General features: G+C 66.8%; 22 protein-coding genes. 15 read left to right on the top strand and 7 right to left on the bottom strand.

Annotated elements, in window-relative coordinates; all coding sequences use genetic code 11:
- The first annotated feature begins 219 nt into the window (after nucleotides 1-219).
- Together EV560_RS13725 and EV560_RS13730 are read left to right on the top strand one after the other, a co-directional pair.
- The gene (locus tag EV560_RS13725) at nucleotides 220-660 is read left to right on the top strand and encodes a hypothetical protein (RefSeq protein ID WP_131856349.1); all 441 of its coding nucleotides are present in this window, start codon (nucleotides 220-222) and stop codon (nucleotides 658-660) included.
- Between the two features lie 181 nt (nucleotides 661-841).
- Nucleotides 842-1,192 (top strand): DUF5320 domain-containing protein, encoded by a 351-nt coding sequence (locus tag EV560_RS13730; RefSeq protein ID WP_131856350.1) that lies wholly within the window; start codon nucleotides 842-844, stop codon nucleotides 1,190-1,192.
- A 60-nt stretch (nucleotides 1,193-1,252) separates the two neighbouring features.
- Here the strand turns inward: EV560_RS13730 and ruvX are convergent, their stop codons facing one another.
- The 3 genes from ruvX to EV560_RS13745 all read right to left on the bottom strand — a co-directional run bounded on the left by ruvX (nucleotide 1,253) and on the right by EV560_RS13745 (nucleotide 3,566).
- Nucleotides 1,253-1,741: a Holliday junction resolvase RuvX gene (ruvX, locus tag EV560_RS13735; protein ID WP_131856351.1), complete on the bottom strand. Its 489-nt coding sequence runs from the start codon at nucleotides 1,739-1,741 to the stop codon at nucleotides 1,253-1,255.
- A gap of 52 nt (nucleotides 1,742-1,793) precedes the next feature.
- Entirely contained in the window at nucleotides 1,794-2,783 is a 990-nt protein-coding gene (locus EV560_RS13740; RefSeq protein ID WP_131856352.1) for a tripartite tricarboxylate transporter substrate-binding protein, read from the bottom strand.
- Nucleotides 2,784-2,849: 66 nt separating this feature from the next.
- Nucleotides 2,850-3,566 (bottom strand): GntR family transcriptional regulator, encoded by a 717-nt coding sequence (locus tag EV560_RS13745; protein ID WP_131856353.1) that lies wholly within the window; start codon nucleotides 3,564-3,566, stop codon nucleotides 2,850-2,852.
- A gap of 138 nt (nucleotides 3,567-3,704) precedes the next feature.
- Between EV560_RS13745 and EV560_RS13750 the strand changes: the two genes are divergently transcribed.
- From EV560_RS13750 to EV560_RS13770, 5 genes are all read left to right on the top strand, one after another.
- A complete protein-coding gene (locus EV560_RS13750; RefSeq protein WP_131856354.1) occupies nucleotides 3,705-3,992 on the top strand; it encodes a UxaA family hydrolase in 288 nt (95 codons plus the stop codon).
- A 157-nt stretch (nucleotides 3,993-4,149) separates the two neighbouring features.
- A complete protein-coding gene (locus tag EV560_RS13755) occupies nucleotides 4,150-5,340 on the top strand; it encodes a UxaA family hydrolase (protein WP_131856754.1) in 1,191 nt (396 codons plus the stop codon).
- A gap of 76 nt (nucleotides 5,341-5,416) precedes the next feature.
- The gene (locus EV560_RS13760) at nucleotides 5,417-6,469 is read left to right on the top strand and encodes a YeiH family protein (RefSeq protein ID WP_131856355.1); all 1,053 of its coding nucleotides are present in this window, start codon (nucleotides 5,417-5,419) and stop codon (nucleotides 6,467-6,469) included.
- Between the two features lie 2 nt (nucleotides 6,470-6,471).
- Complete coding sequence (locus EV560_RS13765) at nucleotides 6,472-7,401, top strand: hydroxyacid dehydrogenase (RefSeq protein WP_131856356.1); 930 nt, start codon at nucleotides 6,472-6,474, stop codon at nucleotides 7,399-7,401.
- A complete protein-coding gene (locus EV560_RS13770; RefSeq protein ID WP_131856357.1) occupies nucleotides 7,398-8,360 on the top strand; it encodes an Ldh family oxidoreductase in 963 nt (320 codons plus the stop codon). The genes EV560_RS13765 and EV560_RS13770 overlap by 4 nt, the downstream gene beginning before the upstream one ends.
- Before the next feature lie 29 nt (nucleotides 8,361-8,389).
- On the opposite strand, the gene ade is transcribed toward EV560_RS13770, so the two are convergent.
- On the bottom strand, nucleotides 8,390-10,090 hold the full coding sequence (gene ade / locus EV560_RS13775; RefSeq protein WP_131856358.1) for an adenine deaminase: 1,701 nt from the start codon (nucleotides 10,088-10,090) through the stop codon (nucleotides 8,390-8,392).
- Between the two features lie 125 nt (nucleotides 10,091-10,215).
- Between ade and EV560_RS13780 the strand changes: the two genes are divergently transcribed.
- The 3 genes from EV560_RS13780 to gatA all read left to right on the top strand — a co-directional run bounded on the left by EV560_RS13780 (nucleotide 10,216) and on the right by gatA (nucleotide 12,972).
- Nucleotides 10,216-10,914: a metal-dependent hydrolase gene (locus tag EV560_RS13780; RefSeq protein ID WP_131856359.1), complete on the top strand. Its 699-nt coding sequence runs from the start codon at nucleotides 10,216-10,218 to the stop codon at nucleotides 10,912-10,914.
- A gap of 170 nt (nucleotides 10,915-11,084) precedes the next feature.
- Nucleotides 11,085-11,372 carry an Asp-tRNA(Asn)/Glu-tRNA(Gln) amidotransferase subunit GatC gene (gatC, locus tag EV560_RS13785; RefSeq protein WP_131856360.1) on the top strand — a complete coding sequence of 96 codons (288 nt, stop codon included), beginning with the start codon at nucleotides 11,085-11,087 and terminating at the stop codon, nucleotides 11,370-11,372.
- 85 nt (nucleotides 11,373-11,457) lie between these two features.
- Entirely contained in the window at nucleotides 11,458-12,972 is a 1,515-nt protein-coding gene (gatA, locus tag EV560_RS13790) for an Asp-tRNA(Asn)/Glu-tRNA(Gln) amidotransferase subunit GatA (protein ID WP_131856361.1), read from the top strand.
- Between the two features lie 148 nt (nucleotides 12,973-13,120).
- Here the strand turns inward: gatA and EV560_RS13795 are convergent, their stop codons facing one another.
- Nucleotides 13,121-16,309, bottom strand: a complete 3,189-nt coding sequence (locus EV560_RS13795) for an efflux RND transporter permease subunit (RefSeq protein ID WP_131856362.1) — start codon at nucleotides 16,307-16,309, stop codon at nucleotides 13,121-13,123.
- Between the two features lie 128 nt (nucleotides 16,310-16,437).
- Nucleotides 16,438-17,577 carry an efflux RND transporter periplasmic adaptor subunit gene (locus EV560_RS13800; RefSeq protein WP_131856363.1) on the bottom strand — a complete coding sequence of 380 codons (1,140 nt, stop codon included), beginning with the start codon at nucleotides 17,575-17,577 and terminating at the stop codon, nucleotides 16,438-16,440.
- Between the two features lie 231 nt (nucleotides 17,578-17,808).
- Here EV560_RS13800 and gatB point away from each other — a divergent pair, with 231 nt between their 5' ends.
- The 4 genes from gatB (at nucleotide 17,809) to EV560_RS13820 (ending at nucleotide 21,187) form a co-directional block, all read left to right on the top strand.
- Nucleotides 17,809-19,290: an Asp-tRNA(Asn)/Glu-tRNA(Gln) amidotransferase subunit GatB gene (gene gatB, locus EV560_RS13805; RefSeq protein WP_131856364.1), complete on the top strand. Its 1,482-nt coding sequence runs from the start codon at nucleotides 17,809-17,811 to the stop codon at nucleotides 19,288-19,290.
- 4 nt (nucleotides 19,291-19,294) lie between these two features.
- Nucleotides 19,295-19,801, top strand: a complete 507-nt coding sequence (locus EV560_RS13810; protein WP_131856365.1) for a GNAT family N-acetyltransferase — start codon at nucleotides 19,295-19,297, stop codon at nucleotides 19,799-19,801.
- A gap of 65 nt (nucleotides 19,802-19,866) precedes the next feature.
- Nucleotides 19,867-20,355 carry a GNAT family N-acetyltransferase gene (locus EV560_RS13815; RefSeq protein WP_131856366.1) on the top strand — a complete coding sequence of 163 codons (489 nt, stop codon included), beginning with the start codon at nucleotides 19,867-19,869 and terminating at the stop codon, nucleotides 20,353-20,355.
- 124 nt (nucleotides 20,356-20,479) lie between these two features.
- Nucleotides 20,480-21,187 (top strand): glutathione S-transferase N-terminal domain-containing protein, encoded by a 708-nt coding sequence (locus EV560_RS13820; RefSeq protein ID WP_131856367.1) that lies wholly within the window; start codon nucleotides 20,480-20,482, stop codon nucleotides 21,185-21,187.
- A 126-nt stretch (nucleotides 21,188-21,313) separates the two neighbouring features.
- On the opposite strand, the gene EV560_RS13825 is transcribed toward EV560_RS13820, so the two are convergent.
- Nucleotides 21,314-21,652 carry a DUF2147 domain-containing protein gene (locus EV560_RS13825; RefSeq protein ID WP_248312066.1) on the bottom strand — a complete coding sequence of 113 codons (339 nt, stop codon included), beginning with the start codon at nucleotides 21,650-21,652 and terminating at the stop codon, nucleotides 21,314-21,316.
- Nucleotides 21,653-22,055: 403 nt separating this feature from the next.
- Between EV560_RS13825 and EV560_RS13830 the strand changes: the two genes are divergently transcribed.
- The gene (locus EV560_RS13830) at nucleotides 22,056-22,325 is read left to right on the top strand and encodes a sel1 repeat family protein (RefSeq protein WP_248312040.1); all 270 of its coding nucleotides are present in this window, start codon (nucleotides 22,056-22,058) and stop codon (nucleotides 22,323-22,325) included.
- Nucleotides 22,326-22,439: the final 114 nt, after the last annotated feature.

Raw genomic sequence — 22,439 nt, forward strand, 5'->3', positions numbered from 1 at the left:
GAGGTGGCACACCTGTCATGACGACGCGCACCGGACAAGCGCTTCCAATCGGTACGGGGCTGCGCCTGCCGCAATCCCGCCCTGATTGGTTCAGGCCGCATTCAACCGATTGGCCTGATCATGCGTCGCAAGTTCTGGCCCGAAGCATTTTCAAGCGAAGTCGATTCCGGTTCGCCTGATGAGGATGCCGAGGCGCCAAGGACCACAGGAGATCAGACAATGGCTTCGTTGAAGATTGCCGCTATCGCGGTTTTGACGGCCACCTCCATCGGGTCGGCCGCGCTCGTGACACCGGCCTTCGCCGAACAGCGCAGGCCCAGCGTCGATGCAGGCCGACTCGACAAGGCTCCGGCCGAGTACAGTCAGTATTACCGCCGTGGCTATTATCGCGGCGGCGGCTGGGGCTACAATCGTGGTGCGGCCGTCGCCGCCGGCGTCGGCCTCGGCGTACTCGGCGCAGCTGCCATCGCAGCCAATCGCCGCGCCTATTATGGCGACCCCTACTATTACGGTGACGGCTACTATGGCGGTGGCTACGCGCCTGTCTACGCCGAGCCGCCGGTCGTCTATGCGCCAGCTCCGCGCTATTACGCGCCGCGCTACGGCTATGGCTACATTCCCGACAATATCCGGGATCCGGCCGGCGGCAGCTATCGCTGAGGCGCAGCTATCGCCCAGGCCTCACCGCTGGGGCGGATAACGTCAACAAAATCTGAACGCCTGACATCTAGGGTCATCGGGCCGCTGCCGTCATCGACGGTGGCGGCCCTTTTATTGAGCGCGCATGAGCGGCGCGGCGCGCGATCCGCAATGGCCGTCGAGACGACCTTGGAGAAAGATGATGGAAGGCTCCCTCAAAACGCTGCTGGCCGGTTGCGGCGCACTGGCCCTGGCGGCGCTCTGGTCCGGCACCGCGGCGGCCCAGTATTACAACGACGGCTATCAGCGCCAGTATGAGCGTCGCGGCTACGAGCGGCCCGGCTACGACCGCGGTTACGACCGTGGCTATGACCGCGGCCAGGATCGTGGCCAGGATCGTGGCTACGAGCGTTCCCGCCGCGACTATGGCTACGGCAACCCCGGCCGCAGCAACCCGGTCAACCGCATGACGATCGACGAGCAGAAGCAGGCGCTCAAGAATCACCGCGAAGCGCAGAAGAAGGCGATCAAGCGCGGCTACGTCATCCCGTAACGGCACCGCTCGCCGCTGTCATCGCGCCGCCGTGGAAGCCTCCGCGGCGGCGTTTCCATGTCAGTCGTCCTGTTCCGGCGGCGCCATGCGCAGCAGCCGGTCGAGCGCGCCCTGCAGGATATAGGCGGCGGCCATCTTGTCGACGACCTCGGCGCGCTTGGCCCTGGAGGCATCGGCGTCGAGCAGGGTCCGGGTCACGGCAAGCGTCGAGAGCCGCTCGTCCCAGAAGACGATCGGCAGCGAGGTGAGGGGGGCGAGATTGCGGATGAAGGCGCGTGTCGATTGCACGCGCGGGCCTTCCGAGCCATCCATGTTGAGCGGCAGTCCGATCACCAGCCCGGCAACCTCGTACTTCGCCGCGATCTTCAGGAGCGCCGCGGCATCGAGACCGAACTTGACCCGCTTGATCGTCTCGAGCGGCGTCGCGATCTGGCGCTCGACATCCGAGAGCGCGAGCCCGATCGTCTTGGTGCCGAGATCGAGGCCGAGCAACCGCGCTTGGTCGGGCAGGTCCAGGAAGGCTTCGAGCGGCACCAGATTGGCTGACATGCCGCGCGATAGCACGCGCCGCCCGCTGAGGCGAGCGGCGCGTTCGAGCGACTCAGTTGGCATTCTGCGGCGTCACGCCGGCTGCCTTGAGCGAGGCGGCCCATTTCGCCACTTCGTCGCCGAAGCGCTTTGTATGGGCGTCGCGGGTCCATTCGGCCTCGGGGAAGGCGCTGGTGCCAACGGCCTTGAAGCGATCGAGCACCATGGGGTCCTTCAGCGCCGCCTTGAGCGCGCCGTTGAGCTTGTCGAGGACCGGGGCCGGCGTGTTCTTCGGCGCGTAGAGCCCGTGCCAGATCGTCATTTCGAGATCGGTGCCGGCCTCCTTCGCCGTGGGCGTGTTCGGCAGCACGTCGAGCCGCCCGGTCGAGGTCACCGCATAGGCGCGGATCTTGTCGCCCTGGATCTGCGGCACGGCGGTGGTCGACTGGTCGCAGAGCACGTCGACCTGGCCGGAAACGAGGTCGTTCATGGCCGGGCCGGTGCCGCGATAGGCGACCTGCGTGAACTTGGCGCCGAGCGCCTGCGACATCAGCACGGCGCAGAGATGCGAGTTCGAGCCGACACCGGCATGGGCGACGGTCAGCTTGTCGGCCTGGGCCTTGGCGTAGGGGAAGAAGGCCTTGCCGTCGACCGGGGGCAGGGCGAGCTTGCCGGCCACCACCATCGGCCCGGTATTGACCAGCCCGACCGGGGCGAAGGCGGTCAGCGTGTCATAGCCGAGATTGCTGTAGAGCGAAGGCGCCGCCGCCAGCGCGAGATGGTGGATCAGCAGCGTGTAGCCGTCGGCATCGGCCGAGGCGAGGCGCTTGGCGCCGGCCGTGCCGCCGGCCCCGGCGACATTCTCGACCACGACCTGCTGGCTCAGCGTCCGGCCCATATGGTCGGCGAGGAGGCGGGCGATCACGTCGCTCGGCCCGCCGGCCGCGAAGGGCACGATCAGGGTGAGCGGCTTGGTCGGGAAATTCTGCGCCATGGCCGGGCCGGCGAGCCCCAGCGCCAACAGGCCGGCAAGCGCAATACGTCTGGTCGTCCTAGCAAACATTCGTTCCTCCGGTTGTGATTGCACCGCTCTTCGGCGGCTTCAGGTGAGCGCAGCCCCGTTTCGGGGTCAGCGCAAATCGGACAGGTAGTGAGCCTCCTCCGTCAGGCAAAGGCTCAGGCGCCGCTCGACCGGCATGCCGTCGAGCGCGAGCGCGAGGCGGTCCACCTGCAGGGCGGGAGAGCGCGCGGCGACACCGAGCAACACGGCATCATCGGGGGCAAGCGCGACGGCCTTCAGACGCTCGCGGGCATGGGCGATGGTGACGCCGTAGCGCGCCGCGTAGAGGCTGTAGAGATTGTTCGGGATCGGATCGACCTCGAGCCCCCGGAACAGCCGCTGCGGCAGGCTGAGCGTCTCGACGATCAGCGGCGCGGCATCGAAGGAGCGCAGCCGCCGGATGCGGATGACCTTGTCCCGGGCCGGGAGATCGAGCGCCTCGCGCTCGGCCGCGTCGGCCACCCCCGTCGTCACGCTCAGCACCGCGCTGTCCGGAAAGCGCCGCTCGCCCTGGTCCGGCACCAGCTTGAAGAACTGGAAGAGGATGCGCCGCTCGTCATGCTCGGCGACGAAGGTGCCGCGGCCCTGCTTGCGCACGACCAGGTTCTCGGCCGCGAGCTCGTCGAGCGCCTTGCGCACGGTGCCCTGGCTGACTCCGATCTCGGCGGCGAGCTGCCCCTCGCTCGGCAGGCCTTCGCCCGGCGCCCAGACGCCGTCGACCAGCCGGCGCACGAAGATCGCCTTCACCTGCCGATAGAGCGGCCGGAAGCCGAGCGGCTCGGCCATGCCGGGCTCGCCGCCTCGCTCTGCATTTTCGTGCTTGTGCACACTCATATGTCTTATATAAGACTTAGCCAAACGCAGGTCGAGCCCGATTTTAGTCGAGGGCATCGATCCTGCCGCGAGGATCGAAGGAGGCCAGACATGAGCAAGCCCCATCTCTTGGTGCATGAGAAGAAGGATACGGTCGGTGTCGTCGTCGTCGAGGGCCTGAAGGCCGGCACCGACATGCTGTGCGTCGTCACCCACGACAATTCGGATTTCCACCTGACCGCCAAGATGGACATTCCGATCGGCCACAAGGTCGCGCTCCAGGACATCAAGAAGGGCGATACGATCTGGAAATACGGCCAGGACATCGGCAAGGCCGTCGCCGACATCAAGAAGGGCGAGCACCTTCACGTCCACAACGCCAAGACCAAGCGCTGGTAAGCAGCCCGATCCACGACATTCAGGGCTCCCGCCTCGGTCGAGCCCGCCAAGCTGAGAGGACAACGCCATGTCGATCGTCGCCAATTTCGATCTCGTGAAGGGCAAGCTCGGACGGGTGAAGGGCCGCAAGATCGAAGCGCCCGAATTCAAGGCCCCGATGGTGAAGCGCCCGAGCGGCCGCAGCCTCGATTCCTTCCACGGCTGGCGCCGTGAGAATGGCCGCGTCGGCGTGCGCAACCATGTGCTGCTGCTGCCGCTCGACGATCTCTCCAACGCCGCCTGCGAGGCCGTCGCCAACAACATCAAGGGCACGCTGGCCATCCCGCATGCCTATGGCCGCCTGCAGTTCGGCGAGGATCTGGAGGTGCATTTCCGCACGCTGATCGGCACCGGCGCCAATCCGAACGTGGCCGCCGTCATCGTCATCGGTATCGAGGATGGCTGGACCAAGATCGTCGTCGACGGCATCGCCAAGACCGGCAAGCCGGTCGTCGGCTTCGGCATCGAGGGCCATGGCGACATCGCCACCATCGCCAAGGCGTCCTATGTCGCCAAGGAATTCGTGCAGTGGTCGACCGAGCTGCAGCGCGAGAAATGCGGCATCGAGGAGCTCTGGGTCTCGACCAAATGCGGTGAGTCCGACACCACCACGGGCCTCTCTTCCTGCCCGACCGTCGGCAACATGTACGACAAATGGATTCCGCGCGGCGTCTACGGCGTCTTCGGCGAGACCTCCGAGATCACCGGCGCCGAGCATCTCTGCAAGGCCCGCGCCGCCACCCCCGAGGTCGGCGAGCGTTGGTACAAGATGTGGAAGGCCTATCAGGACGACGTCATCGAGGCGCACAAGACCGACGACCTCTCGGATTCGCAGCCGACCAAGGGCAACATCGCCGGCGGCCTGACCACGATCGAGGAAAAGGCGCTCGGCAATCTCGAGAAGATCGGCCGCGAGTGCAAGTTCATCGACATCCTGGAGCCGGCGCAGACTCCGGCGAGCGGGCCGGGCCTCTACTACATGGACACCTCGTCGGCCGCGGCCGAATGCGTGACCCTGATGGCGGCGGGTGGCTACGTCGTGCACACCTTCCCGACCGGGCAGGGCAATGTCATCGGCAACCCGATCGTCCCCGTGATCAAGATCACCGGCAACCCGAAGACCATGCGCACCATGCCGGAGCATATCGACGTCGACGTCTCCGGCATCCTGCGCCGTGACCTCACCATCCCGCAGGCCGGCGACGCTCTGATCCAGAACATCGTGCGCACCGCGAATGGCCGCCTCACCGCGGCCGAGACACTTGGTCACCGCGAATTCTCGATGACCAAGCTCTATCGCTCGGCCTGATCACACGCTAACGGGCAGGGCGGTCCAATCGGCCGCCCGCCTTCGATCCCTGAATGAACGAGCCCGGAGCGCGTTCTTGACCACCGCGACCTCTTCCCCGCTCAGCACCTGGCGCCCGCTCGTCGATGGCATCGTGCTGTCGGTCATCGTCGCTGTCGCCTCCGATTTCGCCGAGCCGGCGCTGAAGAAGCTGATCGGCGCGCAGGTCGGCATTCCCTCGGTGGTGATCGCGCTCGTGCTCGGCATGCTGCTGCACCCGTTCGCCAACACGCCCCGCTTCGTCCCGGGCATGACCTTCTGCGTCAAGAAGCTGCTGCGCTGGGCGATCGCGCTGCTCGGCCTGCGCATCGCGCTCGGCGACATCGTCGCGCTCGGCCTCTCGACGGCGCTGCTCGTGGTCCTCGCGATGACGTTGACCGTCGCCTCCGGCTTCCTGCTGGCGCGCTGGCTCGGCCGCGAGCGCGGCACCGGCGCGCTCGCCGGCGTCGCCACCGCCGTCTGCGGCGCCTCGGCGGCTCTGGCGACGGCGACGGTCGTGCCGGACTACAAGGGCAAGTCGGCCGACGTCGCCTTCACCGTCATCGCCATGAACGCGCTCTCGACCCTGGCGATGCTCGGCTACCCGCTGATCTGCGTCTGGCTCGGCCTCAACGCCCAGCAGACCGGCATCCTGCTCGGGGCGACCATCCACGACGTCGCCCAGGTCGTCGGCGCCGGCCAGTCGGTCTCGGACGATGCGGCGAATGCCGCCGTCATCGTCAAGCTCTTCCGCGTGTTCATGCTGCTGCCGGCCGTGCTGATCGTCGGCTGGTGGCTGGCGCGCGATGGTCACAAGGTCAGCGAAGAGGCCAAGGTGCCGGTGCCGGTCTTCGCGATCGTCTTCCTCGGCCTGTGCCTGCTCAACAGCCTGCTCGCGACGCAGCCGGCGCTTGCCGGGATCTACCCGCCGATTCGCGCCGGCCTGCTCGAAGCCTCGCGCTGGGGCCTGCTGGTCGCCATCGCCGCGCTCGGGCTCGGTACCTCTATCGCCGCCATGGCGCGGCTCGGCTGGCGCCATCTCGTCCTCGTGACCGGAACCTCCCTCGTGATTCTGGTCGTCGTCACCGGCGGCCTGCTAGCCCTGGGCTGAACATGACCGATATCGTCGTCACCGAATTCATGGATGAGGCTGCAGTCGAGGCGCTGAAGGCGCGCTACACGGTCCATCACGATCCGGATCTGTTCGCCAAGCCGGATGAGCTGGCGAGGCTCACCGCCGGAAGTCCGGCCCTGATCGTGCGCAATCAGACCCAGGTGCGCGGCGCGCTGCTGGACGGAGCGAAGAGTCTGAAGGTTGTCGGCCGGCTTGGCGTCGGCCTCGACAATATCGACATGGAGGCCTGCGCCGCTCGCGGCATCAAGGTCTTCCCGGCAACGGGGGCGAACAGTCTCTCGGTCGTCGAATATGTCATCGGCACCGCCATGACGCTGCTGCGCGGCGCCTATTTCGCCAATGCCGCGATGCTCGCCGGCGAGTTTCCGAAGACCAAGCTGATCGGCCGCGAGATCGCCGGCAAGCGCATGGGCCTCATTGGCTTCGGCGCCATTGCCCGCGATACCGCCCGCCATGCCCGCCTGCTCGGGATGACCGTCGCCGCCTACGATCCTTACGTCGCGGCTGACGACGCGGCCTGGGGCGATGCCGAGCGGCTCGAGCTCGACACGCTGCTCTCGACCTCCGACGTCATCAGCATCCACCTGCCTTTGACCCCCGAGACCAAGGGCGTGATCGGCAAGGACGCCTTCGCCCGGATGAAGCCGGATGCGGTGCTGATCAATGCGGCGCGCGGCGGCGTCATGGACGAGGAGGCATTGGTCGCGGCGCTAAAGGGCGGCACGCTCGGCGGCGCGGCGCTCGACGTCTTCGCCGAGGAGCCCCTGCGCGGCGGCGCCAAGCTCTTCGCCGGCACGCCGAACCTGATCCTGACGCCGCATATCGCCGGCAATACGGTGGAATCGAATGGTCGTGTTTCCGGCCTCGTCGCCGAGCGCGTCATTGCTGCGCTGGAGGGGCGGATATGAAGCTCTCGCTGGAACAGGCTGAAGCCAGGATCGCGGAACTCTTCGTCGCCGCCGGCGCCTCGCCGGCCAACGCCGCCTCGGTTGCCTGGGCGCTGGTCATGGCCGAGGCGGACGGGCTCAAGGGCCACGGGCTCTCGCGCGTGCCGACCTATCTGGCGATGCTCAAGGCGGGCAAGGTCGACGGCAAGGCCGTGCCGATCGCACGCCGGCCCAAGCCCGGCGTGCTGGCGATCGACGCCGCCCATGGCTTCGCCTATCCGGCGATCGACCTCGCCGTGATCGAACTGCCCGAGATCGCGCGGGCCCAGGGCATCGCCGCCGCGCCGATCCGCCGTTCCAGCCATTGCGGCGCCGCCGGCCTGCATGTCGAGCGCCTGGCCGAGCAGGGCCTGGTCGCCCTGCTCTTCGCCAATACGCCCGGCGCGATCGCGCCCTGGGGCGGTTCCAAGCCGGTGTTCGGCACCAATCCGATCGCCTTTGCCGCGCCGCTCGCCGGCCGCGAGCCGGTGGTCATCGACATGGCGCTGTCGAAGGTCGCGCGCGGGCCCATCGTCGCGGCCAGGCAGAAGGGCGAGAGCATCCCGGAAGGCTGGGCGCTCGATGTCGACGGCAAGCCGACGACCGATGCCGCCGCCGCGCTCGCCGGCACCATGGTGCCGCTCGGCGACGCGAAGGGTGCGACGCTGGCGATGATGGTCGAGATCCTTGCCGCCGCGCTGGTCGGCACGCATTTCGCCTTCCAGGCCTCGTCCTTCATCGACGACAAGGGCGGCCCGCCCGATACCGGCCAGCTCATCCTCGCCATCGACCCCGCCGGCATGGGCGGCAACTGGTTCGGTGAGCGCATGAAGCTGCTGGCGCATGCGATCGAGGAGCAGGAGGGCACCCGACTGCCCGGCGTCCGCCGGCTGAATCTGCGGGCGAAGGCGAAGGCGGAAGGGATCGAGGTCGATCTTTGATCGGCCGTCAGGCTCGGGCTTGACCCGAGTCAGACGTAGTCGAACCTGTCGACATCGACCAGTCCCTTGTCGGTGATCTTCAGGTGCGGGATCACCGGCAGCGTCAGGAAGGCGACCTGCAGGAAGGGCTCGGCCAGCACGACGCCGAGCGCCTTGGCCGCGGCCCGCAGGCCCTCCAGCCCATGGCGCACAGCCTCGAAGGGCTGATCGCTCATCAGCCCTGCCACCGGCAGCGCCAGCTCGGCCACGACCTTGCCCTGGTCCGCCACCGCGAAGCCGCCGCCGATCTCGATCAACCGGTTGGCTGCTGCCGCCATCGAGGCCTCGTCGACGCCGACGACGCAGAGATTATGGCTGTCATGGCCGACCGAGGAGGCGATGGCGCCGTGCTTCATGCCGAAGCCATTGACGAAGCCGGTCGCGATGCCGCCTGATCGTCCGTGCCGCTCGATCACCGTGACCTTGACCGCGTCCTGGGCGAGATCGGGCAGAGCCTCGCCGTCGCGCGCGGGCAGGGACATGGCCAGCCGCTCGGTGATGATCCGGCCCGGCACGACGCCGATCACCGGTGTCTCGCCCGGACGCGCCGCCGCCCTGAAATCCGCCTCCGTCAGCTTCCGGCTCTTCACGCTGCCGAGGCCGACCGGCGCGACCGGGCGCCGATCGGCAAAGAGCCCGGCCTCTACCATCCTCCCACCGGCAAAGACCTGCTTGACGCAGCAGGCCGCGAGATCCTCGACCAGCACGATATCGGCGCGCTTGCCCGGCCCGATGAAGCCGCGGTCGAACAGGCCGAAATTCCGCGCCGCCGAGAGCGAGGCGACGCGATAGGTCGCGAGCAGGTCGGCGCCGTGCGCGATCGCGGTGCGGATCATGAAGTCGAGATGGCCTTCCTCGGCAATGTCGAGCGGATTGCGGTCATCGGTACAGAAGGCGAGGAAGGGCGAGGCGTCGCGGCTGATCAGCGGGATCAGCGCATGCAGGTCCTTCGAGACCGAGCCCTCGCGGATCAGGATCGCCATGCCCTTGGCGAGCTTCTCGCGGGCTTCCTCGGCAGCGGTGGTCTCGTGGTCGGTGCGGATGCCGGCGGCGAGATAGCCGTTGAGGTCCATGCCGCGCACCAGCGGCGCATGCCCGTCGATATGCCGGTGGGAGAAGGCCTCGAGCTTGGCGAGGCAGCCGGCATCGCGATGCAGCACGCCGGGGAAGTTCATGAATTCGGCGAGGCCGATCACCTTCGGGTGGTTCATCAGCGCGACGAGATCGGCCGCTTCAAGCTGTGCTCCCGCCGTTTCCAGATGCGTCGCCGGCACGCAGCTCGAGAGCTGGACGCGCAGGTCCATGCGCATCTGCTCGGCGCAGGCCAGGAAATAGGCGATGCCCTCGCTGCCCAGCACATTGGCGATCTCGTGCGGGTCGCAGATCGCGGTGGTGACGCCATGCGGCAGCACGCAGCGCTCGAATTCGAGCGGCGTCACCAGCGAGGATTCGACATGCAGATGCGTGTCGATGAAGCCGGGCACGGCGATCAGGCCGGTCGCGTCGAAGCTCTCCTTGCCCTCATAGCGGCCATGGGTGCCGACGATCGTGTCACCGCACAGCGCGATATCGGTTTCGACCAGCGCGCCGGTGACGAGGTCGAGCATTCCAGCGCCGCGGATGACGAGATCGGCCGGCTCGTCGCCACGACCCTGGGCGATGCGGCGGGACAGGGTTGCGGCGTCGGTCATGGCGTCACCTCGGCTTGGAATCGTGAGCGCGAGCCTGCACGCCCGTGGCCGCAAAGTCGACTTGGTGTCGTCGCCGAACGGGCCTAGATAGACCGGCCCGTCATCGTGCCGCTGGAGACCTTGCGATGAAACTGACCTGGTACGGCCAATCCGCCTTCCGACTCGATCTTGCCGGCGCCTCGCTGCTGATCGACCCGTTCTTCACCGGCAATCCGGCCTTCGAGGGCGATGTCGCGGAGATCTCGAAGGGCATCGGCCATATCGTCGTTACCCATGGCCATGGCGACCATATCGGCGACACGCTCGCCATTGCCGAGGCGACCGGCGCGACAGTCGTCAGCAACTATGACCTGTGCATGTACCTCGCCTCGAAGGGCTTGAAGAAATTCGAGCCGATGAACACGGGCGGCACCGTCGATCTCGGTGCCTTCTCGGTGACGCTGGTCCGTGCCGACCATTCGGCCGGCCTGGTCGAGGCCGGCGTCGGCTTCCCGCTCGGCAGCGCCAATGGCGCGATTATCAAGGCCAAGGGCGAGAAGACGCTCTGGCACATGGGCGATACCGACATCTTCTCGGACATGGCGCTGCTCAGCGAGATCCATGGCGTCGAGATCTGCCTCTGCCCGATCGGCGACCGCTTTACCATGGGCGGCAAGGTCGCCGCGCTGGCGATGACCCGCTTCGTCAAGCCCAAGCTGGCGGTGCCCTGCCATTACGGCTCCTTCCCGATCATCGACCAGAACGCGGATGCCTTCGTCGAGGGGCTGAAGGGCAGCGACGTCAAGGCGGTGGTGCCGAAAAAGGGCGAGGCGGTCGAGCTCTGACCCGAAACCCTCTCCCGTAAGGAGAGGCCGGAACACGGTGAGCCTGACCGCGGTGAGGGGCCCCGCGTTTCCTCGTTTGGCGGCGCAGCATTGTTGCGGGCAAATCATCCGCGTCTTATAGCGCTGGGACGTTTCAGCGCCTTTGGCGCCAAGGTCTTCAGGAGCCTGCCATGTCGGTCGATCTCGCCACCGTCAAGCGCGTCGCGCATCTCGCGCGCATCGCCGTGCCGGAGACGGAACTGCCTAAGCTGCAAGGCGAGCTCAACGCCATCCTCGGCTTCGTCGAGCAGTTGAACGAGGTCGATGTCGACGGCGTCGAGCCGATGACCTCGGTCACGCCGATGGCGATGAAGCAGCGCGCCGACGTGGTCAATGACGGCGAGATCGCCGACCGCATCGTCGCCAATGCGCCTGCCTCCGAGGACGATTACTTCATGGTGCCGAAGGTGGTTGAATGAGCGCCTGAAGCGCTCATTCAACCATCCCGGACGCGCGAAGCGCGTTCCGGGATCGCTTCCAATTCAGCCCGACCGGATTTCAAACGTGACCGATCTCACCCGCCTGACGCTGACCGAGGCCCGCGACGGCCTCAAGGCCAAGACCTTCTCGTCGACCGAACTCACCCAGGCGCATGTCGCCGCGGTCGAGAAGGGCCGCGCGCTCAACGCCTATGTGCTGGAGACGCCGGAACATGCCCTGAAGCAGGCCGCCGCCTCCGATGCCAGGCTCGCCAGGGGCGAGGCCGGCCCGCTCGAGGGCCTGCCGCTCGGCATCAAGGACCTCTTCGCCACGCAGGGCGTGCGCACCACGGCCTGCTCGAAGATCCTCGGCAATTTCGTGCCGGCCTATGAATCGACCGTCTCCAGCCAGCTCTGGCGCGACGGCGCGGTCATGCTTGGCAAGCTCAACAACGACGAATTCGCCATGGGCTCGTCGAACGAGACCTCGGCCTTCGGCAATGTCGTCAATCCCTGGCGCCGCCAGGGCTCGAATGTCGGGGCAGGGGCCTCCGGCGCGATCGAGGGCAATCATCTCGTGCCGGGCGGCTCCTCCGGCGGTTCGGCCTCGGCCGTCGCCGCCGATCTCTGCCTCGCCGCGACCGCGACCGATACCGGCGGCTCGATCCGCCAGCCTGCCGCCTTCACCGGCACGGTCGGCATCAAGCCGACCTATGGCCGCTGCTCGCGCTGGGGCGTCGTCGCCTTCGCCTCCTCGCTCGACCAGGCCGGGCCGATCGGCAAGACCGTGCGCGACTGCGCCGTGATGCTGCGCTCGATGGCGGGCCACGATCCCAAGGACACGACCTCGGTCGACATGGCCGTGCCGGATTATGAGAAATCCGTCGGCCGCTCGGTCAAGGGCATGAAGATCGGCATACCCAAGGAGTACCGGCTCGACGGCATGTCGCCCGAGATCGAGGCGCTCTGGCAGCAGGGCATCGCCTGGCTGAAGGCGGCCGGCGCCGAGATCGTCGACATCTCGCTGCCGCACACGAAATACGCGCTGCCGGCCTATTACATCGTCGCCCCGGCCGAGGCCTCGTCCAATCTCGCGCGCTATGACGGCGTCCGCTACGGCCTGCGCGTGCCGGGCAAGGACATCGTTGAGATGTACGAGAGGACCCGCGCCGAAGGCTTTGGCGCCGAGGTCAAGCGCCGCATCATGATCGGCACCTATGTGCTCTCGGCCGGCTATTACGACGCCTATTATCTCCGCGCCCAGAAGGTCCGCACCCTGATCAAGCGCGATTTCGAGACCGTCTACGCCGATGGCATCGATGCCGTGCTGACGCCGGCGACCCCGTCCGCCGCCTTCGGCATCGGCGAGAAGGGCTCGGCCGATCCGGTCGAGATGTACCTGAACGACATCTTCACGGTGACGGTGAACATGGCCGGCCTGCCCGGAATCGCTGTTCCCGCAGGCCGCGACGTGCAGGGCCTGCCGCTCGGCCTGCAGCTCATCGGCCGGCCCTTCGACGAGGAGACGCTGTTCTCGCTTGGCGAGGTGATCGAGCAGGCCGCCGGCCGCTTCCCCGTGCGCGAGCGCTGGTGGGCCTGAGCCCGGCTGGAGCCACGCACGGAAACGGACAAGGGCCGCGCGAGCGGCCCTTTCTTTTCTTGCCGCTCCTGCCCGCCCATCGAGGACCGTTCAAAGCGAAGCGGCCCGCCTCCGGGGGAGGCGGGCCGCTTCGCGTCAGGTCACCGGATCAGTGCGCCGTGTGCGCGTCGCTTGATGCCGGCTCCGGCTTTTTCTTCTTCTCGAAGAGTCCGGCGAGCCAACGCACGACGACATAGAACACCGGTGTGAACAGCAGGCCGAAGGCGGTGACGCCGATCATGCCCGAGAACACGGCGACGCCGAGCACCTGGCGCATCTCCGCGCCGGCGCCGATCGAGATCGTCAGGGGCAGCACGCCCAGGATGAAGGCGAGCGAGGTCATCAGGATCGGCCGCAGCCGGGTCCTGGCGGCTGCGATCGCCGCTTCGCGCCGGGTCATGCCCTCGTCCTCGGCCTGCTTGGCGAATTCGACGATCAGGATCGCGTTCTTCGCGGCGAGGCCGACGAGCACGACGAGGCCGATATCGACCAGCACGTTGCGGTCGAAATCCTTGTACCCGACGCCGATCATCGCCGCGAGGATACACATCGGCACGATCAGGATGACGGCGAGCGGCAAGGTCCAGCTCTCGTAGAGCGCCGCGAGCAGCAGGAAGACGAAGACGACGGCGAGGCCGAAGGCCATGATCGCGGTATTGCCGGCGAGCTTCTCCTGCAGCGCGATCTCGGTCCATTCGAAGCCGAAGCCGGCCGGCAGCACCTTCTGCGCGATCTGCTCCACCGCCGCGATGCCCTGGCCGGTCGAATAGCCGCGCGCCATCGAGAGCTGCACCTCGGCTGCCGGATAGAGGTTGTAGCGCGGCACGCGATAGGCGCCGGTCGTGTCCGAGAAGGTCGCGACCGAGCCGATCGGCACCATCTCGCCATCGGCATTGCGCGTCTTCAGGTCGGCGACGTCACGGATGTCGAGCCGGTTCGGGTTGTCGGCCTGGGCCGTGACCCGGAAGGTGCGGCCGAGGATGTTGAAGTCGTTGACATAGGCGGAGCCCATATAGATCGACAGCGTCTCGAACACGCGCGTCACCGGCACGCCGAGCATCTCCGCCTTGGTGCGGTCGATATCGGCGTAGATCTGCGGCGTCTTCGTCGAGAACAGCGTGAAGGGCTGCTGGATGCCCGGCGTCTGTCCGGCCGTGCCCGCAACGGCCCAGGTTGCACCTTCGAGCGCCGCCAGGCCGCGCCCGCCACGATCCTGGACATAGCCTTTGAGACCGCCGCCCGTGCCGATGCCGGGAACCGCCGGCGGCTCGATGATCAGCGCGAAGGCCTCGCCGATCTGGAAGAGCTGGCCGCGCAGGTCGTTGAGGATGCCCTGGGTCGTAAGGCCCTGCTTGGCGCGCTCCCTGAAGTCGGAGAGCGTGACGAAGGCGACGCCGGCATTCGGCGCCATGGTGAAAGTCGCGCCGTCAAGGCCCGCGAAGGTCACGGCATGGGCGACACCAGGGCGCTTCAGCAGCATGTCGGTCGCCTTGCGGATGACCTCGTCGGTGCGTTGCAACGACGCGCCCGGAGGCAGCTGGAAGACCGCGATGAAGTAGCCACGGTCGAGCTGCGGCACCAGGCCTGTCGGGATCGCCACGAGGCGCTGGCCGGCGACCGCGATCAGCGCGGCATAGACCAGCAGCATCAGCACGCCGACGCGGATCAGGCGCGAGGTCACCGCGCCATAGGCGCGCGAGAGCCAGTCGAAGGCCTTGTTGAAATATTTGAAGAACCAGCGCAGCGGCGCGCTCAGCATGGCCAGGAAGCCCTTCGGCTCCTCATGGCTGTGCGGCTTCAGCAGGATCGCCGCCAGCGCCGGCGACAGGGTCAGCGACACGAAGCAGGAGATCGCCGTCGAGGCCGCGATCGTGACCGCGAACTGCTGGTAGAACGTGCCCTGCAGGCCGGTGATGAAGGCGGTCGGGATGAACACGGCGCAGAGCACGAGCGCGATCGCGAGCAGGGCGCCGCCGACCTCGTCCATGGTCTTGTGGGCCGCGTCCACCGGGCTCATGCCCTGCGCGAGATAGCGCTCGACATTCTCGACGACGACGATCGCGTCGTCGACGACGATGCCGATGGCGAGCACGAGCGCCAGCAGCGAGATCGTGTTGAAGGAGATCCCGACGGCGCTCATGATCAGGAAGGTGCCGACCAGCGAGACCGGGATCGCGATGATCGGGATGATCGCAGCGCGCCAGGTCTGCAGGAACAGGATCACGACGATGACGACGAGCAGGATCGCCTCGAGCAGCGTCTGCACCACTGCCGAGACGGATTCCCTGATGAACTCCGTCGGGTTGTAGACGATCGTGTACTCGACGCCGGCCGGGAAGTTCTTCGACAGCGTCTCCATCGTCTTGATCAGCGAGTCGGAGGCCGCGAGCGCGTTCGAGCCCGGGCGCTGGAACACGCCGATCGCCACCGCTTCCTTGTTGTCGAGATAGGAATTGGTCAGGTAGTCCTGCGCGCCGAGCTCGACCCGGGCGAGGTCGCGCACGCGGATCGTGCCGCCATCGGCATCCGAGCGGACGACGATATTGTAGAACTCGTCGATGCTGGTCAGGCGCCCGAGCGTGTTGACCGAGAGCTGGAAGGCGCCGTCGGACGCCGCCGGCGGCTGGTTGATCGCGCCTGCGGCCACCTGGATATTGGCGGCGCGGATCGCCGCGACGACATCGCCGGCAGTCAGGTTGCGGGCCGCGACCTTGGCCGGATCGAGCCAGACGCGCATCGAATAGTCGCGCGCACCGAAGACCTGGACGTCGCCGACGCCTTCGACGCGGGTCAGCACGTCCTTCACGTTCAGCGTGGTGTAGTTCGAGACATATTGCTGGTCGCGCGTGCCGTCCGGCGACAGCATGTGGATGACCATCAGGAAGTCCGGCGAGGCCTTGCGGACCTGCAGGCCGAGCGCACGCACCTCCTGCGGCAGGCGCGGCTCAGCCACCGAGACGCGGTTCTGCACGAGGACCTGGGCCTGGTCGACATCGACGCCGGCCTTGAAGACGACGCTGATCGTGACGCGCCCGTCGCCGGTCGACTGCGACGAGATATAGAGCATGTCGTCGACGCCGTTGACCTCCTGCTCGATCGGCGCCGCGACTGTCGAGGCGACGACCTCGGCGGAGGCGCCCGGATAGCTCGCGGTGATCGTGACGGTCGGCGGCGCGATCTCGGGATATTCGGCGATCGGCAGCGTGCGCAGCGTGATGGCGCCGGCGATCGTCAGCAGCACCGAGAGGACGGTCGCGAAGATCGGCCGGTCGATGAAGAAATGGGCGAAGCGGAACATGTTTCGGTCCTGGCCTGGAGCAATTCCGGGAAACGCGTTGACCGGTTTCCCCTCGGGAATTGCGCCAAAGAGACTTGGGCAGGGCGGACGGAGGATACCGTCCGCTCATTGTTGTGGCCTTCGGGCCGTCAGTTGGCGGCGGCCGCCTTGATCTCGCTGGGCTGCGGCGTCACCGTCGCGCCCGGACGCACTATCGGGTTGGCGATGCCGTTCACGATGATCTTGTCGCTCGGCTCGAGACCCTTGGTGATGACGCGCAGCCCATCGCTGATCTGGCCAAGCTGCACCGGCTTCGGCACCACCTTGTTGTCCGGCCCGACCGCCAGGACGATCTTGTTGGCCTGGTCGGAGACGATCACGGCATCCGGCACCAGCAGCGCATCGGCCTCGCCGGCGAAGAGCCGCATGCGACCGAAGGTTCCCGGCGTCAGCATCCCGTTGGGGTTCGGGAAGACGGCGCGGGTACGGATCGTGGCGGAGCGGGCGTTCAGCGTGTTGTCGACGAAGTCGATCTTGCCTTCCCGGTCCCAGCTGCGCTCGTCGGCGAGACGCACGCGCACGGGGGTGCCGGGCTTGCGCAGGTCCTGCAGCCGCGCATAGCGCAGGTAGTCGGCCTCCGAGGCGTCGAAGACGAAGTTGATCGGATCGACCGAGACGATCGTCGTCAGCAGCGTCGCGCCGGACTGGCCGCCGGCGATCAGGTTGCCGGCATCGACGCGCCGGTTTGAGATGCGTCCGTCGAGCGGCGCGCGCACCTGCGTCCATTCCAGGTTGAGCTCGGCCGTCTTGAGATTGGCCTCGGCCGCCTGCTGCTGGGCGATGGCGCCGTTCAGGTTGGCGCGGCGCTGGTCGACGTCGCGCGCGGTGATCGTGCGGTTCTGCGTCAGGCCCTCGGCGCGTTCGACCTCGTTGCGGGCGAGCTCGACCTGGGCGCCGGTGCGCGCGACCTCGGCCTTGGCCGCATCGACTGCGAGCCGGTAGGGGCGCTGGTCGATGGTGAAGAGCAGGTCGCCCCGCTTGACCATGTCGCCGTCGCGGAAATGGATGCTGTCGAGGAAGCCCGAGACCCGCGCGCGGACCTCGACCTGCTCGCGCGCCTCGAAGCGGCCGGTGAACTCGTCCCAGTTGGTCACGCGCTTGGCGAGGGGCGTTGCGACCTGGACCGGCGGAGCCGGCGGCGCGCCCTGGGCCCAGGCAGCATCGGCCGACATGGCGGCCACGGCCGCGATGATGGCGAGTGCAAGGCCCCGTGAACGGCGAACTGTCATGGAAAAACTCCGGATAGCGGGATCGGCACAACCGAGACAGGTTTCCAATCGTGCGCGCAACAAATGGGTCACACTGACGATTGTCAAGTTCCGTCACTCGACACGGCTGTCAAATTCACGTCACATAAGCAACATTCCGGCCATGGGGTGACAGGATGGCAACAGAGGCTTGCCGCCCGGGCCTCGAAGTTTTAACCGATACGCCACACTCTTCGAGCCGGAAGACCCGCAATGAACGCGCATGCCCGCCCCGCCGACCCCAAGAAGCTGATCAAGGGCGCCACCGGCGATTGGGAGATCGTCATCGGCATGGAGATCCATGCGCAGGTCACCTCCAACGCCAAGCTCTTCTCGGGCGCCTCGACAGCCTTCGGCGCCGAGCCCAACGAGCATGTCAGCCTCGTCGACGCGGCCATGCCCGGCATGCTGCCGGTGATCAATGCCGAATGCATCCGCCAGGCGGTGCGCACCGGCCTTGGTCTCAACGCGCGCATCAACAACCGCTCGGTCTTCGATCGCAAGAACTATTTTTACCCCGATCTGCCGCAGGGCTACCAGATCAGCCAGTACAAGAGCCCGATCGTGGGCGAGGGCGAGATCGTGGTCGACCTGTCGCCGACCGAGCAGATCACCGTCGGCATCGAGCGCCTGCATCTCGAGCAGGATGCCGGCAAGTCGATCCACGACCAGCATCCGACCATGAGCTTCGTCGATCTCAACCGCTCCGGCGTGGCGTTGATGGAGATCGTCTCGCGGCCGGACCTGCGCTCGGCCGACGAGGCCAAGGCCTATGTCACCAAGCTGCGCACCATCCTGCGCTATCTCGGCACCTGCGACGGCGACATGGAGAAGGGCAACCTGCGCGCCGACGTCAACGTCTCCGTGCGCCGCCCCGGCGAGCCCCTCGGCACGCGCTGCGAGATCAAGAACGTCAACTCGATCCGCTTCATCGGCCAGGCGGTCGAGGTCGAGGCACGCCGGCAGGTGGGCATTATCGAGGATGGCGGCACGATCGACCAGGAAACCCGGCTCTACGATCCCGGCAAGGGCGAGACCCGCTCGATGCGCTCGAAGGAAGAAGCGCATGACTATCGCTATTTCCCGGATCCGGACCTGCTCCCGCTGGAATTCGACGACGCCTTCGTCGAGGACCTGAAGGGGCATCTGCCGGAGCTGCCCGACGCCAAGAAGGCGCGCTTCATCGCCGAATACGGGCTTTCACCCTATGACGCCTCGGTGCTGGTCGCCGAGCGCGACCAAGCCGATTATTTCGAGGCCGTAGCCAAGGGCCGCGACGGCAAGGCCGCCGCCAACTGGGTCATCAACGAGCTCTTTGGCCGCCTCAACAAGGAAGGCCAGGACGTCACGGATTCGCCGGTCTCGGCCGCGCAGCTCGGCGGTCTCGTCGATCTGATCGGCGAGGGCGTCATTTCCGGCAAGATCGCCAAGGACCTGTTCGAGATCCTCTGGTCGGAAGGTGGCGACCCGCGTGAGATCGTCGAGAAACGCGGCATGAAGCAGGTCACCGATACCGGCGCGATCGAGAAGGCGGTGGACGAGATCATCGCCGCCAACCCGGACAAGGTCGAGCAGGTCAAGGCCAAGCCGACCATGCTGGGCTGGTTCGTCGGCCAGGCGATGAAGGCCTCCGGCGGCAAGGCCAACCCGCAGGCGCTGAATGAGATCCTGAAGAAGAAGCTGGGTATCGAGTGAGAGTGTGACGCCGGACGGTCTCATTATCCGGGATGCGGTCACGGCCGATCTTCCGGCCGTCCGAGCGCTATTGGTCGAGACCTGGCACGATACCTATGACGGCATCTATGGCTGGCGCCGGGTGGCCGAGATCACCAATGCCTGGCACTCCCTGGAGAACCTCAGCGCCCAGCTCGACCGCGACGGCGAGGCCTTCCTCGTCGCGCAGGTCGGCGAGGAGATCGTCGCGACCTCCTCGGCCAGGCGTGAGCGCGACCGGGCGGCGCTGCTGACCAGGCTCTATGTCCTGCCGGCCTATCAGGGCATCGGCATCGGCCGCACCTTGCTGCAGGTCACGCTGGCGCATTTCCCGCTGGCGCCGGTGGCGCGGCTCGAGGTCGAGCTGCAGAACGAGCCGGCCATCGCCTTCTACGAGCGCATGGGCTTCTTCCTGCAGCGCTCGGCCCGGTTCGATGGCCGCGAGGACACGCCCAACACCCTGATGATGGCCAAGCGGCTCTTCGCCGATTGAGGCTGGTTCCGCCTGGCGGCGCGATGCTCTAAAGCCGGCGCATTGCTGCCCGAGGAGCCTGCGCCATGAGCGAAGCCAAAGTCGCCCCGTCCGAGATCACGATCCGTCCGGCCCGGCGCGAGGATGTCCGCCGCGTCGCGACGCTGATCATGCTCGGCGCCGCCAACCAGACCATGACGCCGGCCGAGATCGAGGCGGAGGCCGCCCATCCGTCCTATGAGCAGTCCTTCGACGTGGTCGCGGCCAGCCCCGACAACACGCTCTTCGTCGCCGAGCGAAACGGTGCGGTGATCGGCACCTTCCAGGTCACGATCATTCCCGGAATCATCTCGCGCGGACGCAAGCGCGCCAAGTTCGAGAGCGTGCATGTCGCGCCGGAATGCCGCGGCATGGGCGTGGGCGCCGTGATGATCGGCTTCGCCATCGACTTCGCCAGGAGCAAGGGTGCCGAGCTGGTCGAGCTGACCTCGAACAAGGCGCGGCTCGACGCGCATCGCTTCTACCGCAATCTCGGCTTCGACCAGAGCCATGAGGGTTTCAAGATCCTGGTCTGAGGAGGGCGTCCGCAACCGCCTTCACGACATGGCGAACCCGCTTGGCGAGCGGGCGCTTCGGCTTCCAGCATCATCCGAAGCAGCCTAAATCTGACGCCGAGCCAACTGCGACAGGAAAAGTACCATGTCAGCCAGCCAGACCCAGCCGATCGAGCTCTATTATTGGCCGACGCCGAACGGCCACAAGATCACGATCATGCTCGAGGAATGCGGGCTGCCCTATAAGATCGTGCCCGTGAATATCGGCAAGGGCGACCAGTTCAAGCCGGAATTCCTGGCCTTCTCGCCGAATAACCGCATGCCGGCGATCATCGATCCCGAAGGGCCTGACGGCAAGCCGATCACGGTCTTCGAATCCGGCGCGATCCTGCAATATCTCGGCCGCAAGACCGGCAAGTTCTATCCGAGCGACGAGCGCGCCCGCGTCGCCGTCGACGAATGGCTGTTCTGGCAGATGGGCGGCTTCGGCCCGATGCTCGGCCAGACCCATCATTTCCGGCTCTACGCGCCGGAGCAGATCCCCTACGCCGTCGAGCGCTACACCAACGAGGCCAACCGACTCTACGGCGTGCTCAATCGCCGGCTCGAGGGCCGCGACTATATTTGCGGCGAATACTCGATCGCCGACATGGCCTGCATCGGCTGGGCCCGCGGCTGGGAGCGCCAGGGCCAGGACATCAAGCAGTTCCCGAATGTCGGGCGCTGGCTCGAGACCATGCAGGCGCGCCCCGCGGTCCAGCGCGGCCTTGCCGTCGGTGCCGAGCTGCGCAACCCGGCTGGCATCAGCACGCCCGAGGAAAAGGCCGTCCTGTTCGGCCAGCGGGCGCGGTAGGCCGCGCCCGCAATCTCGTCATGGTCGGGCTTGTCCCGGCCATCCAAGCCTTCGCTGCTCGAGCGCGGTGTTCGAGACGTGGATGCTCGGCACAAGGCCGAGCATGGCGGGGGCCCGCCAAGAACCTCAGTTGGACCGCGACCATTTGGCCGAACGGCAGATCATGCCGCCGAGCACGCAGCCCGAGGTGGTCAGCGTGTCGCCCGATAGCGCCATCGTGCCGGAATAGGTCTTGCCGTCTTCGGGGTTGAAGGCGCTGCCGCTCCATTTCCCGGGGCCGTTCGGCTTCATGTCATAGAAGATGCGCTGGCCGAGCTTGGCCGGGCCGGTCGGGTCCTTCAGCCAGGACAGCGTGCCGCACATCGCCTCACCGCATTTGGCGAAGCGCACGCGCGAGGCGCCCGTATCGCGCAGCCAGGTGCCGGTGACGTCCTGCGCCAGGGCAGGGCCGGCGAAACCGAGCATCACGACGGAAAATGCGAGACGTCGCGCCCCGCCGGCGCGCGCAATGGTAGCCATGCTTTCCTCCCTCGTGACCAGCTGTGACCGCATGGTTCAGATGTAAACTATATCCGATCCGTCCGTGGCTTCAAGTTCGCTCGGACAAGCAGGCCCTTCGCGGCTCATCGCCGGCCAGGGTGAACGAGCCGTCAACGGCCGCGTCCGGCGCGCTCGAAGATATCTTTGAAAAATATGCGCTTTTCGCCATGTCGGCGTAAACGGGGCGTTGATTTAACCGGTCGATTACGACTCGTTGAGCTTCGATTCATCGCAAATTTTAGCGGAGTTTTTCAGGGCTCGGACAGAATCTCATCCTCACAAGCCGGCCGAAAAACAGGACTGGCGCAGGAATAAAAGGGTGGTTGTCATGGCGCAGTTGGAGATGAACGCGGTTCCGGCCGCATTGATGATCCCGACCGAGGCTCCGGCCGAGGCCTATTACGAGCTCGGCCTGATGCATGCGTCGGGCCGCTGCGGTGCGGTCAATCTCGTCGCCGCGCAGACCTGGTTCAATGTCGCGCTCGCCCGCGGCTGCGGCCGGGCCGCGTCGCATCGCGCCGAACTGGCGCTGGAACTGTCGCGGGACGAGCTTGCCGAAGCCCTGCGCGAAGCCCGCAGCTTCCTGACGCGGCACTAGAGCCTTTCCGCGTTTCTCCGAATCGCGGAAGTCCTCTATCCCTCTGTTTTGACGCATTTTCTTCACGCGAACCGGTGTCAACTTCGCTCGAAAATGCTCCAACGAGCAGCCGCC

Origin of the sequence: Allobosea sp. BK604 (genome assembly GCF_004341515.1) — a bacterium.
Classification (GTDB): Bacteria; Pseudomonadota; Alphaproteobacteria; order Rhizobiales; family Beijerinckiaceae; genus Allobosea.

Coding starts and splice junctions, on each gene's coding strand:
- EV560_RS13725 (WP_131856349.1), top strand. CDS start 220: ATGGCTTCGTTGAAGATTGCCGCTATCGCGGTTTTGACGGCCACCTCC.
- EV560_RS13730 (WP_131856350.1), top strand. CDS start 842: ATGGAAGGCTCCCTCAAAACGCTGCTGGCCGGTTGCGGCGCACTGGCC.
- ruvX (WP_131856351.1), bottom strand. CDS start 1,741: ATGTCAGCCAATCTGGTGCCGCTCGAAGCCTTCCTGGACCTGCCCGAC.
- EV560_RS13740 (WP_131856352.1), bottom strand. CDS start 2,783: ATGTTTGCTAGGACGACCAGACGTATTGCGCTTGCCGGCCTGTTGGCG.
- EV560_RS13745 (WP_131856353.1), bottom strand. CDS start 3,566: ATGGCCGAGCCGCTCGGCTTCCGGCCGCTCTATCGGCAGGTGAAGGCG.
- EV560_RS13750 (WP_131856354.1), top strand. CDS start 3,705: ATGAGCAAGCCCCATCTCTTGGTGCATGAGAAGAAGGATACGGTCGGT.
- EV560_RS13755 (WP_131856754.1), top strand. CDS start 4,150: ATGGTGAAGCGCCCGAGCGGCCGCAGCCTCGATTCCTTCCACGGCTGG.
- EV560_RS13765 (WP_131856356.1), top strand. CDS start 6,472: ATGACCGATATCGTCGTCACCGAATTCATGGATGAGGCTGCAGTCGAG.
- EV560_RS13770 (WP_131856357.1), top strand. CDS start 7,398: ATGAAGCTCTCGCTGGAACAGGCTGAAGCCAGGATCGCGGAACTCTTC.
- ade (WP_131856358.1), bottom strand. CDS start 10,090: ATGACCGACGCCGCAACCCTGTCCCGCCGCATCGCCCAGGGTCGTGGC.
- EV560_RS13780 (WP_131856359.1), top strand. CDS start 10,216: ATGAAACTGACCTGGTACGGCCAATCCGCCTTCCGACTCGATCTTGCC.
- gatC (WP_131856360.1), top strand. CDS start 11,085: ATGTCGGTCGATCTCGCCACCGTCAAGCGCGTCGCGCATCTCGCGCGC.
- EV560_RS13795 (WP_131856362.1), bottom strand. CDS start 16,309: ATGTTCCGCTTCGCCCATTTCTTCATCGACCGGCCGATCTTCGCGACC.
- EV560_RS13800 (WP_131856363.1), bottom strand. CDS start 17,577: ATGACAGTTCGCCGTTCACGGGGCCTTGCACTCGCCATCATCGCGGCC.
- gatB (WP_131856364.1), top strand. CDS start 17,809: ATGAACGCGCATGCCCGCCCCGCCGACCCCAAGAAGCTGATCAAGGGC.
- EV560_RS13815 (WP_131856366.1), top strand. CDS start 19,867: ATGAGCGAAGCCAAAGTCGCCCCGTCCGAGATCACGATCCGTCCGGCC.
- EV560_RS13820 (WP_131856367.1), top strand. CDS start 20,480: ATGTCAGCCAGCCAGACCCAGCCGATCGAGCTCTATTATTGGCCGACG.
- EV560_RS13825 (WP_248312066.1), bottom strand. CDS start 21,652: ATGCTCGGTTTCGCCGGCCCTGCCCTGGCGCAGGACGTCACCGGCACC.
- EV560_RS13830 (WP_248312040.1), top strand. CDS start 22,056: ATGGCGCAGTTGGAGATGAACGCGGTTCCGGCCGCATTGATGATCCCG.